The organism is Colwellia maritima, assembly GCF_022669015.1.
Classification (GTDB): domain Bacteria; phylum Pseudomonadota; class Gammaproteobacteria; order Enterobacterales; family Alteromonadaceae; genus Colwellia; species Colwellia maritima.
Window position 1 is genome coordinate 316,426 of record NZ_JAKKSL010000005.1, and the last position, 13,358, is coordinate 329,783.

The following is a 13,358-nucleotide window of genomic DNA, read 5'->3' on the forward strand; positions in this document are numbered from 1 at the left end:
TTTCCAAGATTGCTAATTACCAACGTAAGTTGAGTGATTAAAAAGTTTTTGTTTAGCGACAATAGCGCTGTGGTACCACCTGACTCCATTCCGAACTCAGAAGTGAAACGCAGTAGCGCCGATGGTAGTGTGGGAGTTCCCATGTGAGAGTAGGACATTGCTAAACTTCTAATTTAGTTTTGAAATGAAAGGCAGAAGCGCCGATGGTAGTGTGACTTATGTTACGAGAAGCCCATGTGAGAGCGTAGCCGGACATTGCTAAACTTCTATTAAGAGGAGCCCGTTACGTATGTGACGGGCTTTTTGCTAAAGCTTTAGTTTTTTAAATTGTTTTTAAAGTAAATTAAACAATTAAAGTTTTTATCTAGCGACAATAGCGCTGTGGCCCCACCTGATTCCATTCCGAACTCAGAAGTGAAACGCAGTAGCGCCGATGGTAGTGTGGGAGTTCCCATGTGAGAGTAGGACATTGCTAGGTTCCATCTTAGATTGATTCTAAATCGATCACCCTGTGGAGGGGTTCCCGAGTGGCCAAAGGGATCAGACTGTAAATCTGACGGCTCAGCCTTCGGTGGTTCGAATCCACCTCCCTCCACCACTTTTTCTATCTATTTTACTTTTATTCAAATATAAGTAAAAGCGAAAATATCTCTTCTCATTTTATTACCCATCACTAATTATTTTCTCAAATCAATTTCCTCTGAAAGTTCTGATGTTCATGCCGAGTATTATACCAATCTTACTGACTATGTGAGCATTTCTACTTGCCAAAATCACCAACTATTTCGTTATTTATTTAACAATTAGAACAAGTAGTTATTGAAATAAATGCCTTGTATTTGGCAATTTTTTCTACGTATATAATAAATCACTTAATTAATAAAACTGGTATTATTTCCTGTATATTAATCAATTAGTTATTCTTGTTTTATAGTTTATTAGAAAACAACTATGGCGTTATTAACATAAAGTTGCTACCTTTTTATGTATCGTTTAATTAAAGTTTAGAATATGAGTGAAGGATTATTTGTTTGGAATAGTGATGATGGTTCTGTTTCTGAGTTTGAACTTGGACTGAATATAAGCCAAGAGAGCGGTGCTACAAGCTTATTAATTCTAGCATGCCATGATAATGAATTTACGGAAGAACAAATTAATCCTCTGATTTTAAACTGTAATTTACAAGTGTTTGGTGGTATTTATCCTAAGTTAGTTTTTAAAAATAAGCTTATGCAGCAAGGTTGTATCATTATAGGTTTTCACCAACCTGTTGATGTAAGTATTATTCCTCATGTATCTACATTAAAAACAGATGCACAACTTGAACAAGCAATAGATGCAACCCAAGTAAATCGAGGTCAATTAACAAAAAATGATAATTTTCTCATTTTTTATGATGGACTTATCAATAATATTGAACCCTTTATTGATACGCTTTTTGAATATTTAGATCATAAAATTAATATTATAGGTGGTGGGGCGGTAATTTAGAGTTCAAGCAAAAACCGTGTGTCTTTACAAATCAAGGCTTACTCGCCGACGTCATTCAATTGGTTAGTTTAACTAGTCAAATTGTTACAGGTACAGGACATGGTTGGAATATTTTACAAGGACCATTTCTTGTTTCAGAATCAGAAAAACAAACAATTAATAGCCTAAATTATAGCCCTGCATTTAGTATCTATAAAGATGCGATTGAAAACGAGAGTCATTACTCTTTTAATGATCAAAATTTCTTTGATATTGCTAAACATTTTCCTCTAGGTATCGCTGATTTAAATAATCAATTGGTGGTGCGAGATCCCATTTTAACTCATGATGGTTCTATCCATTGTGTGGGTGATATACCTGTAAATTCCATGGTTTATTTGCTTAAAGGTAGTACAGCATCATTGTTAGCTTCTGCAAATCAAGCAGCTAAATCTGCGACAACTAAAATCGACGGTAAAGACTTTACTGTAACCATGGTGTTTGATTGCATTAGTCGCATGCTATATATGGAAAATAGCTTCAGTCAAGAACTTGAGTTAATAACGAAACAATGCTCTAAACAAATTTTTTTGGTGTGCTCTCTTTAGGAGAAATAGCTAATAATGAAAGTGGCGCGTTAAAGCTACTAAATAAGTCAACGGTTATTGGATCATGGTAACATTTTCCTGTTAGGTATAAGAAAATGAATAAAGCACTTTTTATTATCTCACTACAACATGAACTTGCCATGGCTATTGGTAATGAGTTAGATCTTAAAACTATGCTAAAAGTTTTTTTAAAGGTTTGTTTTAATCGGTTAAACCTAACAAGTGCGCATATTTATACCTATACAAATGATCTTGGCTTATCCATAAAAATTACAACACAGCAAAGTGCGCCGTACCAACACTTAATTAGTTTACCAAAGACAAAACATGGTGAATTGTGGACAAAAAATGAAGTATTAATGCTTTTTACCGAAGAGTTAAATAATAGACAGCGGCCACATGAATTTCAACATGAAAATAAGCAGTACTTTTTTGGTTTTATTATCCCGCAACATGGGTTACTCGTATTTGAAACCCAATTTGTTATAGAAGCACCGATACAAAAAGCTCTTATCCCTATTTTGGAAAAACTCGCTACTAGCTGTTACACCTCCATTGTTCACGATTCTTTAGTTCAAGAGGTTTATTCACGGCAGGTCGCTGAAGAACGAATAGCTTTTCAAGCTCAACATGACGGATTAACTGGACTGTTAAATCGCCAAGCATTTGAATGCTTTGTTGTTTGATGCCGTAACGTGTGCTGTAAAAGAAAAACATTGTGGCTGCGTAATTTTTATTGATCTAAACCGCTTTAAACCAATTAATGACACTATGGGCCATAGTGTTGGTGATGAAATCTTAGTTATTCTAGCAAATAGGTTAAACAGTCTAAGCAATAGCCAGGTGGACGTGGCTCGATTTGGTGGTGATGAATTTATTATTTTAATTAAAAAGATCACTCAAGAATATCAGATTGTTGTTAAAAACATGATAAATGCGATTAATCAACTTTTGACTGATCCATTTATTGTCAATAATAACTCATTCAAATTAAATTGTAGTATAGGTTATTCACTTTTTCCTCAGCATAGCAGTACAGTGAATAGTCTTATTAAGTTCGCTGATATTGCAATGTATGAAGCTAAAAATGCTAAAGCATTACATGGTGTTCAATACACACAGAGTATGTCTGATAAAATCAATAAACGCTTAGCTTATGTTGATGAAATGAAGCAAGGTTTGGCGAGAGATGATTTTAGATTATATTACCAAGCACAATATAATCGTAATAATGAAATATGTGGTGCTGAGGCTTTATTACGCCGGTTTCACCCTGTTCATGGGTTAGAATCACCGGTATATATTCCTATCGCTGAAGAAAGTAATTTAATTTTGGCTATAGGACAGTGGGTGTTAGAGCAAGCGTGTCGAGATATTCACCAGTTAGAGCAACAAGGACTTCCTTCTAATTTTACAAAAATAGCGGTTAATGTGAGTGCAAAGCAGCTAATTCAACATGATTTTCAGGAAAAAGTATTACAAACGGTTAAACAGTATAAAATTAGCCCAGAGCATTTATCTTTAGAATTAACAGAAAGCTTATTGGTCGAAAATATTGCGCATTCGATAGAACTGATTGGTCATCTTAAAGCAGAGAAAATTGACTGTGCTATTGATGATTTCGGTACAGGGTATTCATCGTTAGCCTACCTAAAACGTATACCTGCTAGTCTTTTAAAAATAGATCGGTCTTTTGTTACTAATATAGATAAAAGTAAATCTAGTGCTGCGATTGCGAATATGATTATTAGTTTAGCAAAAACACTTAATATGAAAGTTCTTGCTGAAGGTGTTGAAACTCAAGAAGAGTTATATTGTTTACAATCCTTGGGGTGTCATGATTTTCAAGGTTTTTACTTTAGCAAACCAATGCCGTTTGATGATTTTTCCGCTTTATTAGCCGCATCGCAAAACCGAAAAAAATCGCAATGAAGTAAGGATGATTTTTTCTTACGACAAGAGTAGCCGTGTTAAGTTTAAGTCGTCAGAAAAGTCTTTCAACAACAAGGTTTTTTAATTATAAATATCATCAATATAGTCTATTTGTGTGAGATAAATTCTTAAATCAAGTTCAATTTGATGATAGTTTGGTAACATATGCGGGCATAGTTGATAAAATTCTTTACGACATGATCCTAACGATAATATCAATCAACTAATGGTAAGTTATTGTTTTAGATATAAAATAAAATATAAACAAGGTTTTTTGTTATTAACAGTTGTCAGTATTTAGGGATACTGAATATACATTATAATAAAAGGCTTTTACATCTTGAATCCAGTCGCTATTAAATCATTACCGGCGGTACAAAAGGCACTATCACCGACTTTTAAGAAGCTACTCTCAGATAACGCCCTTAATAGTAAGGGAAGCGTAATAGTGAACAACTATTCAGCATACATTTCAACCTTTAAAGTTCTTGGTTATGAAGCATTAGGTATTCTAAGTAGCCCGGAGTCCCTATTGAAGCAATTGCGTGGATTTGTGGGCTTTATGTACTCGCAATACGATTGCAAACCAAAGATATGAAGTGATACGAATTGTCTTTAGAGCCTTTGATGCATTTGCTAAGTATGAAATCGATACTCCTCAACTTTCACCTACCCTATCAAGCTTGATTGATAGTACTTCATTGTTTCCTTTTTAAGTTGTGAAAGAAAATAATCAGTTGCCATCTAAAAGTCATGTTTAAAAGATTAATACCTAGAGCAAGACTTAAAAACCGTATTGTAAATCCGTTCCCGCTCACTACGTTGTTCATTTAATTTATATCGAAATAGTGACATTTTTTTTGATTTTAATACTCTTCATATCAGGACAATTTTAATGTCATATTCAGCAGCTATTGGATAAATAGTTATCTTTTATTATAGTAATTTTTCTGTATTTTAAATTCGTATATAACCTTCTTTTCTTCACTTGTTGAAAATTAAATGACCATTAACTAGTCCTCTTTCGACATGCAATTTAACCAAAAACCTGTGAATATTTACTTAATTCAATTTCTACTACTAGTTAGCAAGGATTTATAGAAAACGCTTGCAAGCTAGAAAGCATATTGGATAACTAACTAATTAAAATGAGGTTAAAAGAATGCCAACTATTGATGATTTTATAAGACCAAAAGAATGGGTTTCAGAAGAAGCTGAGGCGATGCGTTTTGCTATACGTAAATGGGCGGATGAACGCTTAAAGCCTATAACAGAACAAATTGATGAAGATTGGAAAGAACATAAGTTAGTTGACCCATTGCTTAAAGAATTATTAGTTGATATGGGCCTAAACTCGGCTTTTTTTCCGGAAGAGTTTGGCGGACAAGATATGCCTGAAGATCAGTATATGGCAATGAGTGCGGTTGTTTGTGAAGAATTATCACGAGTAGATTCTGGTTTTGCTACTGCGGCTATGTGCTCTACTTGGGGCTTGGTACCTATTTTAATGAAACCTCATAGAAATTTGGAGTTACTTGAAGAGCTTGCACCGAAGTTTTGTGGTGAAGAATTTAACATTACTTGTCATGCTATCACAGAACCTGCTAGTGGTGCTGATGTTGAAAATCTCGGCATATTAAAAGGCAAAACTATTAAGACCACTGCTACTGAAGATGGTGATGACTGGATTATTAAAGGGCACAAAATTTGGTGTACTAATTCAGGTAAAACGGGTACTTATTTTATTGTGATAGCAAGTACATGTACAGGTAGTGAGGATTTAAATGAATTTGGTTTATTCCTTGTGCCTGCAGATAGTGAGGGGGTAAGTGTTGGTGAACCGTACCATAAGTGTGGTATGTCTGCTGATATGAATACTGATATTTGGTTTGATAATGTGCGCATTCCTAAGCGTTACCGTTTGCATGGCGCAGGTGATGACGTGAAGTATTTCAAGCGCACTGTTAGCATGGGACAAATTGGTGCAGCGGCAATGGCTGTTGGTGTGATGAAAAGCGTTTATGAAACGATTAAAACATGGACTACTGAACGGATTGTCGCCGGTAAACCTCTAAAAGAGCATAGTATTTGTGCTGACATGCTTTCAGAAATAGCCATTAATATTGAATCTACTTCGGCTTGGATGTGGCAATACATTCGTGAGTGGGATCATCCAGAAATTTATGGAATGCAACCTTGGGATGATGATTTTGTGCATAAGAGTCGAGGATTAGCGATTCATGCGGGAATTGCTGTAGAAAAAACTTGTAGCCGTGCAATGGATTTCATGAGCTCTTACGGTTATTCACGCGAGTTTGGTATTGAAAAGCATTGGCGTGATAGTAAGATGGTCGGTCTTTGGATGGGAGGATATGGTCTGAAAACTGTTGAGAATGCACGCTACTGGTTCGAATCTGAAACGATTTAATCAATAGAGCCTAGAGCTATTATGAAATATAGCCACTTAATGTTAGTGGCTATTTAGAGTTTATATTGAGTTTAACATATGAAAAATAAAACTAAATTGATTGATTCTGGTCGAAGTAGAAAGTGGACACATGGGGCGATAAACCCTGCAATAATTCGTACATCGACAGTGAGATTTGAAACTGTTGACGATTTAAAGTGCGCAAAGTCTGATGAGTCCGATACAAGTATGTATTATGGCCGGGATGGTACTACAACCACTTTTTCCTTTTGCGAAAGTATGGCAGAGCTTGAAGGAGGGGTCGGTTGTGTGGTTTCTCCAAGTGGCCTTGCGGCTATTACTTCGACAATTTTGTCGTTTGTCGCCAGTGGTGATCACCTTTTAATGGTTGATAGTGCTTATGGACCTACGCGAGGTTTTTGTGAAAGTGTTCTAAAGCGCTTAGGTGTGGAAGTGACTTACTATGATCCTTTAATTGGCGCAGGTATTGAGTCTCAGATTCGTTCAAATACTAAGGTAATCTTCATGGAGTCACCGGGCTCTGGCACTATGGAAATTCAAGACGTTCCTGCCGTCGTAGAAGTTGCTCATAAACACGATTGCGTTGTTATGCTTGATAATACTTGGGGCGCCGGCATTAATTTTCAGCCATTAAGTTTTGGCGTTGATATCTCAATACAATCAGCTACAAAATATATTGTAGGTCATTCAGATATTGTATTAGGTACTGCTGTTAGCAACGAGAAACATTGGACTCGACTTAAAGAGGGAAATCAAGAGCTTGGTCAACGAGCTTCTCCCGATGATTTATACATGGCTCAACGAGGTATTAGAACGCTTGATGTTCGTATGCAGCGTCATCAAGAAAATGCTATTAAGGTAGCTAAATGGTTGACACAGCAAGATGTTGTTGATCTTGTGCTACATCCTGCACTACCTGATTTTCATGGGCATGAAATATTTATGCGTGACTTTAGCGGTTCCAATGGTTTGTTTTCATTTGTCTTAAAATCAGTCAGTGATGCAGCTGTGGTAGCATTTATCGATAGCCTAGAGCACTTTAAACTGGGTATCTCTTGGGGGGGTATGAGAGTCTCGTATTTTCAGATGTCCTTGACCCAAGAGCTAGAATTCGAGCGGCAACCCCGTGGCCATATCAAAATCCGGTAATAAGGTTACACGTCGGTCTGGAAGATGTGGATGACTTGATCGAAGACTTATCAAAAGGGTTTGAACATTTAACCTTGGCATAACTTGGTTGTTTACATGAGCTAAGCAATCAGATGAACATTTTGGTTTTACTTGGATATAACCAATGTATGTACTTAAAGTTATGGGGAAGTAATGCTACAAGACAAATTTATTAACATTACTCAAAATTAACGAATCACTACTTACATGGATGATGTATTTTCTCAGTGGATGTTGTCGATGGCTTCTCTCGGCCGTTTATAAACTGAGTAGTGCTATCCTCGAACTAGATTAACCTCCAACAAGTTGTACCAAAACAGAGAACAAAATTATGTGTAATAAATTACAAGGTCAAGTAGCCCTGATAACCGGTTCTGGCCGCGGCATAGGTAAAGCACTGGCACTTAAATTGGCAAGTAAAGGCGTCAGGGTCGTCATTAATGACCTTGACCAAGAGCCGACCGAAGATACTGTTGCACAAATTAAAGCCACTGGTGGTGAAGCTATTGCCGTTGTCGGCAGTATTACCTCAGAGGGGTTTGCTGATAACTTTATTGCCGGCGCGGTCAAGGCCTATGGTACACCTGATATGTTAATTAATAATGCAGGTTATACCTGGGACTCAATGATCCATAAAGCAGATGACGAACAGTTTGATGCGATGTATGAGATCCATTTAAAGGCTCCATTTCAGCTCAATCGCGCTTTTGTACGGGCGATCAGGGACATCGCTAAAAAAGAAGCTGCAGCCGGAATCGAAAACTTCCGTAAAATCGTCAATATCTCTTCGATCGCCGGTGTTTGTGGCAACACAGGACAAGTCAATTACTCGTCAATGAAAGCCGGCCTTTCCGGCATGACCAAGACCCTTGCCAAAGAGTTGGGCCGACTCAAGGTTAACGTCAATTGCGTTGCCTTTGGCGTGATTGATACTCGTTTAACCGAAGCTACAGATGAGAAAAAAAGCATTACAGTTGATGGTCGTGAAATTGGGGTAGGTGTTCCAGAAAAAGTCCATGCGGCTTTCTCTGCGGCTATCCCGCTTGGTCGTAGCGGCAGTGCAGAAGAGGCGGCAGATGGTGTCTATCTGTTTTGCACGCCTGAATCTAACTATATCAGCGGTCAGGTTCTACTTGTTGCGGGCGGATTAAGCCTCTAATTTTGGAAGTAAACCAATGTTACTTTTTCAGGTTACTTGGATGAATAACAGTACATTTATCTAGATTTTCAATATGGTAATTGCTCAGGTGGATTATCAACAACAATTAATTACAACAAAAATGAGGTACTCATGTCACAGCGTCTTTTAAATAAGGTTACAATTATTACAGGTGGTACTAGCGGCATCGGTATGGTAGCGGTCGACCGTTTTATCGAAGAAGGATCCAAGGTTATTATAGCCGCGCGCAACGAAGAGCGAGGCCAAGCTATAGTCGATCGACTAGGCTCTAATGCTTACTTCCATAAAACTGATATTTCCAAAGAAAGCTCAATTAAAGCATTAATTGATATGGCAATGTCTACCCATGGGCGCATCGACTGCCTATTTAATAATGCGGGTGGTGGCAGTCCTAGTGGTGGTATTAGCACTCTTCCGCTTGATGGTTTTAACAACACCGTAAACCTTATGTTAACAGGGGTTATCTTGGGAATGAAATATGTCGCTCCAATTATGATTGAGCAGCAATCTGGTAGTATTATCAATACCGCCAGTGTTCCGGTAGTCGTGTTGGTTTCGGTTCACATTCATACAGTGCAGTTAAAGCTGCCGTGATTCATGCAAGTCGTTCTGTGGCATCTGAATTAGGGGAACATGGCATACGTGTGAATGCACTATCACCGGGCGGTGTTGTTACAGAAATATTTGCTAGAGAAATGGGAGTACCTGAACATCAAATTGCCCAAGCAGAAACAGTAACACGCAGGATGCTATCACAAATGGCTCCCATTGCTCGTGCCGGTGAAAGTAAAGATATTGCCGATGCTGCTGTTTATCTCGCCGGCGATGAATCTTCTTATGTTAATGGACATGATTTTGTTGTTGACGGTGGTCTAATTGGCGGTCGAAAATGGACTGAAAGTAACACTTGGTTTACAAATGAATGGGCCAAGGCTTTCGACGACGCAGGCATAGAACATAAAATAAACGGCTAAATACACTGTGGAGCAGCCTTTAACTCGGCTTAATAAATGCTGCTCTACAGGTTAGTGTAAATTGTTTTTTATTGTGAATCAATTACACATACAGGCTACTCTAAATACTTCCCTTGTTGCACAACAAACACTTGATTTGTACAAAATCCCAATATGATTTCATATCACCCTACACCATTTTTTTCGTAACTATAGTGTGCCCATTGTTTTATTTTTATAAATTAAATGACCGTTAACTAGTCCTCTTTCGACATGCATTCTAATTAGAAACCTGTGAATATTTACTGAATTCAAATTTTAACTTCAAATTGTTTGTACATAAAAATAAGCATCAATATTAGAGAGAGTGAAAAGTAAGTTGTGAGATATTTAAACAAATGTAATTGCAGAATATTTTGTAGTCGAGGTTATCTTAGTATCAAGCAACTTAATATCGCAGTAACCAAGTCTACATTTAAGGGACAAATTAACTATGAATAATCCAATGCAAAGTCATCCTATTAACCTTATTCAAATACTGCAGCACGCTGCAAATTATCACGGTAATGTTGAAGTTGTCACACGTCGAGTCGAGGATGATAAGATCTCTCGTTCAAATTATGCGAGCATTTATAAACGAACTTGTAAGCTAGCAAATGCATTGAAAAAGCTAGGTGTTCAGCCGAGTAAACCCATTGGAACTATTGCTTGGAATACGGATAAACACATTGAAACCTGGTATGCCATTGTTGGACAAGGTGCTATTTGCCATACAATAAATCCTCGCTTATATGCTGAGCAAATCAAATATATTATTAACCATGCAAAAGATCATATTATTTTCATAGATTTAACTTTCCTTGATACTTTTACTCAGATCTCAGAAGAACTAGAAACGGTAGAGCATGTCATTGTTATGTGCGATCAAGAGCATATGCCTGAATTAAGTATTAAACAGAAAGTGCATTGTTATGAGACATTAATTGGCCAATATAACTCAGAATTTAGTTGGACTTCAGTTGAAGAAAAAACTATCTCTTCACTCTGCTACACATCAGGAACTACGGGTAACCCCAAAGGTGTTGGCTACACTCATCGATCAAACATGCTACATGCCATGGTAGCTACCCAAAAAGATGCACTTAATATTCATGGAGAACAAAGTATCTTAATGATTGTTCCTATGTTCCATGCCAATAGTTGGGGTTTAGCTTATGCAGCGCCTATGGTCGGGGCTAAGTTGGTATTACCTGGAGCTAAACTTGACGGTGTCAGTATTTATGAATTGCTTAGTACTGAGCAAGTAACCTATTCGGCAGCTGTACCGACGGTTTGGAATATGTTGCTACCTCACTTAAAGAATAATAATTTCACTCTACCTGATTTAGATGAAGTTTTCGTTGGTGGCTCTGCTGTACCACGTTTTATGGTTCGAACCTTTGACATCGATTATGACGTAACAATTATTCATGCGTGGGGTATGACAGAAACTAGCCCAATGGGAACCGTTTGTAGGTTATTACCTGAAATGAAATCTTTACCGTATGAAGAACAACTGGATATTCGTTGTACACAAGGGCGTCCACCGTTTGGTGTTGAACTGAAAATCACTGGTGAGGATGGTGAGGAATTAGCTAGAGATGGTGTGGCTTTTGGTAATTTGCACATCAGAGGACCTTGGGTGGTTGATTATTATTATGGTCAGGATACTCCTGCAACAGACCAAAATGGTTGGTTTGATACTGGAGATATAGCTTCTATTGACCCAAATGGCTATATGAAAATAACGGATCGAGCAAAAGATGTTATTAAATCTGGAGGAGAATGGATTAGTAGTGTTGATCTAGAAAATGCAGCAATGGCTCATGAAGCAGTTTTTTTATCTGCTGTTATTGGCGTACCTCATCCTAAATGGGAAGAGAGACCCTTACTTATTGTAAAACTTGTCGAAGGACAAGCAGCGATACAAGAAGAAATAATCGAATTCCTATCAACTAGAGTAGTGAAGTGGTGGCTTCCAGATGAAGTGATTTTTGTTGATGAAATACCACTGACAGCAACAGGAAAAATCAATAAATTAGCCCTTCGCAATCAATACATACAATAGCAATAATCATAAACTAAAAATATTAAATTAAAGAATAGAGGAAAAACAATGAATCATACCAATCAGTTTTATATCAATGGTCAGTGGGTTAACCCAATCGCTAATACAAACGTAGATGTAATTAACTTGACTACAGAGCGAGTGGTAGCACAATTAGCGATGGGAAATGAGCAGGATGTTGATGCTGCAGTTTCAGCCGCTAAACAAGCATTTACTGATTACAGTAAAACCACGATAGAAGATCGAATTGCACTATTTGAGCGAATTTTATCAGTGTATAACACAAGATTCGATGATTTGGCACATTCAATCACTACTGAAATGGGTGCCCCAATATCGCTATCTAAAGAGCTACAAGCAGCTGTAGGTATAGCTCACTTTTCAAATTCTTTGGAGACATTGAAAAGCTACAAATTTGAAGAGGTTAAAGGAAGTACCTTAATACTAAGAGAACCTATTGGTGTTTGTGGTCTTATTACTCCGTGGAATTGGCCGGTCAATCAAATTGTATGCAAAATAGCTCCCGCATTGGCGGCAGGCTGCACCATAGTCTTAAAACCAAGTGAAGTTTCTCCGTTAAGTGCAATTATTTTAACTGAGATACTTGCTGAAGCCGGTGTTCCAAAAGGTGTATTTAACTTAGTGCATGGTGATGGTCCAACGGTAGGGGTTGCATTATCTTCTCATCCTGATGTCGATATGATGTCATTTACAGGCTCTACAAGAGCGGGAACTGCGGTTGCTATTGCTGCAGCGCCAACGGTTAAACGTGTTGCTCAAGAGCTTGGCGGTAAATCAGCCAACATTTTACTTGATGATGTTAACTTTGAAGAAGCTGTTACTGGTGGAGTATTAACGTTAATGATGAATAGTGGTCAAAACTGTAATGGCCCAACGCGTATGTTAGTACCTCATGATAAAATGGAATTAGTAAGTCAAATTGCTAAAGCGGCGGTTGAAACCGTTTCTTGTGGTGATCCTATGTCAGAAAAAACAACCATGGGACCGGTTGTAAATGATACACAATGGAATAAAATTCAAGGACTTATCCAACAAGGTGTTGCTGATGGCGCAACTTTAGTTGGCGGCGGAGAAGGTAAGCCAACGGGCTGTGAAAAGGGTTATTTTGTTAAACCTACTATTTTTACTGATGTCACACCTAATATGACTATCGCGCAAGAAGAGATATTTGGTCCAGTATTGTCCATTATTGGTTACACAGACGATGAAGACGCTATTAGCATTGCTAACAACTCAAAATATGGACTATCAGGTTATGTTTCCTCAGCTGATCACGACCGAGCTTGCCACGTTGCTCGTCAAATAAGAACAGGTATGGTTCACGTTAACGGAGCTCAGTTCGATTTTACCGCACCATTTGGTGGCTACAAACAATCAGGAAATGGCAGAGAATGGGGTGAACAAGGTTTCGAAGAGTTTTTAGAAACTAAAGCCATTATGGGTTACAAGTTATAACTTTGCTCATTGA

General features: G+C 37.7%; 8 protein-coding genes, 1 tRNA gene, 2 rRNA genes and 3 pseudogenes. 13 read left to right on the forward strand and 1 reads right to left on the reverse strand.

The genetic code is table 11. From position 1 onward, the window contains the following. The first annotated feature begins 51 nt into the window (after window positions 1–51). The 7 genes from rrf (L3081_RS22100) to L3081_RS22130 all read left to right on the forward strand — a co-directional run bounded on the left by rrf (L3081_RS22100) (window position 52) and on the right by L3081_RS22130 (window position 4,010). Window positions 52–166: ribosomal RNA gene (rrf, locus tag L3081_RS22100) — 5S ribosomal RNA — on the forward strand. 197 nt (window positions 167–363) lie between these two features. Beyond that, window positions 364–478, forward strand: a 5S ribosomal RNA gene (gene rrf, locus L3081_RS22105). 35 nt (window positions 479–513) lie between these two features. Further along, window positions 514–598: transfer RNA gene (locus L3081_RS22110), tRNA-Tyr, on the forward strand. A 413-nt stretch (window positions 599–1,011) separates the two neighbouring features. Beyond that, window positions 1,012–1,491 (forward strand): FIST N-terminal domain-containing protein, encoded by a 480-nt coding sequence (locus L3081_RS22115; protein ID WP_242288460.1) that lies wholly within the window; start codon window positions 1,012–1,014, stop codon window positions 1,489–1,491. A 59-nt stretch (window positions 1,492–1,550) separates the two neighbouring features. After that, entirely contained in the window at window positions 1,551–2,078 is a 528-nt protein-coding gene (locus L3081_RS22120; RefSeq protein WP_242288461.1) for an FIST C-terminal domain-containing protein, read from the forward strand. Between the two features lie 95 nt (window positions 2,079–2,173). After that, entirely contained in the window at window positions 2,174–2,764 is a 591-nt protein-coding gene (locus tag L3081_RS22125; RefSeq protein WP_242288462.1) for a GGDEF domain-containing protein, read from the forward strand. Further along, window positions 2,745–4,010 carry a putative bifunctional diguanylate cyclase/phosphodiesterase gene (locus L3081_RS22130; protein WP_242288463.1) on the forward strand — a complete coding sequence of 422 codons (1,266 nt, stop codon included), beginning with the start codon at window positions 2,745–2,747 and terminating at the stop codon, window positions 4,008–4,010. The genes L3081_RS22125 and L3081_RS22130 overlap by 20 nt, the downstream gene beginning before the upstream one ends. Before the next feature lie 81 nt (window positions 4,011–4,091). Here L3081_RS22130 and L3081_RS22135 read toward each other — a convergent pair. Beyond that, window positions 4,092–4,202 (reverse strand): annotated as a pseudogene (locus tag L3081_RS22135) (metal-dependent hydrolase); the annotation flags it as partial. Between the two features lie 970 nt (window positions 4,203–5,172). On the opposite strand from L3081_RS22135, the gene L3081_RS22140 reads away from it, so the two are divergent. From L3081_RS22140 to L3081_RS22165, 6 genes and pseudogenes are all read left to right on the forward strand, one after another. Then, window positions 5,173–6,438, forward strand: a complete 1,266-nt coding sequence (locus L3081_RS22140; RefSeq protein WP_242288464.1) for an acyl-CoA dehydrogenase family protein — start codon at window positions 5,173–5,175, stop codon at window positions 6,436–6,438. Between the two features lie 78 nt (window positions 6,439–6,516). Beyond that, window positions 6,517–7,691: pseudogene (gene metC / locus L3081_RS22145) on the forward strand (cystathionine beta-lyase). A gap of 269 nt (window positions 7,692–7,960) precedes the next feature. Next, window positions 7,961–8,788 (forward strand): SDR family NAD(P)-dependent oxidoreductase, encoded by an 828-nt coding sequence (locus L3081_RS22150; protein WP_242288465.1) that lies wholly within the window; start codon window positions 7,961–7,963, stop codon window positions 8,786–8,788. Window positions 8,789–8,920: 132 nt separating this feature from the next. Further along, window positions 8,921–9,783 (forward strand): annotated as a pseudogene (locus L3081_RS22155) (SDR family NAD(P)-dependent oxidoreductase). Between the two features lie 472 nt (window positions 9,784–10,255). Continuing rightward, window positions 10,256–11,869, forward strand: a complete 1,614-nt coding sequence (locus L3081_RS22160) for a long-chain fatty acid--CoA ligase (protein ID WP_242288466.1) — start codon at window positions 10,256–10,258, stop codon at window positions 11,867–11,869. Window positions 11,870–11,917: 48 nt separating this feature from the next. Next, window positions 11,918–13,345 (forward strand): aldehyde dehydrogenase family protein, encoded by a 1,428-nt coding sequence (locus L3081_RS22165; RefSeq protein ID WP_242288467.1) that lies wholly within the window; start codon window positions 11,918–11,920, stop codon window positions 13,343–13,345. The last annotated feature ends 13 nt before the right edge of the window (window positions 13,346–13,358 follow it).

What these genes read in the sequence shown, in the direction of transcription:
- L3081_RS22125 (WP_242288462.1), top strand. Translation starts at nt 2,174, where the DNA reads ATGAATAAAGCACTTTTTATTATCTCACTACAACATGAACTTGCCATG.
- L3081_RS22150 (WP_242288465.1), top strand. Translation starts at nt 7,961, where the DNA reads ATGTGTAATAAATTACAAGGTCAAGTAGCCCTGATAACCGGTTCTGGC.
- L3081_RS22160 (WP_242288466.1), top strand. Translation starts at nt 10,256, where the DNA reads ATGAATAATCCAATGCAAAGTCATCCTATTAACCTTATTCAAATACTG.
- L3081_RS22140 (WP_242288464.1), top strand. Translation starts at nt 5,173, where the DNA reads ATGCCAACTATTGATGATTTTATAAGACCAAAAGAATGGGTTTCAGAA.
- L3081_RS22165 (WP_242288467.1), top strand. Translation starts at nt 11,918, where the DNA reads ATGAATCATACCAATCAGTTTTATATCAATGGTCAGTGGGTTAACCCA.
- L3081_RS22115 (WP_242288460.1), top strand. Translation starts at nt 1,012, where the DNA reads ATGAGTGAAGGATTATTTGTTTGGAATAGTGATGATGGTTCTGTTTCT.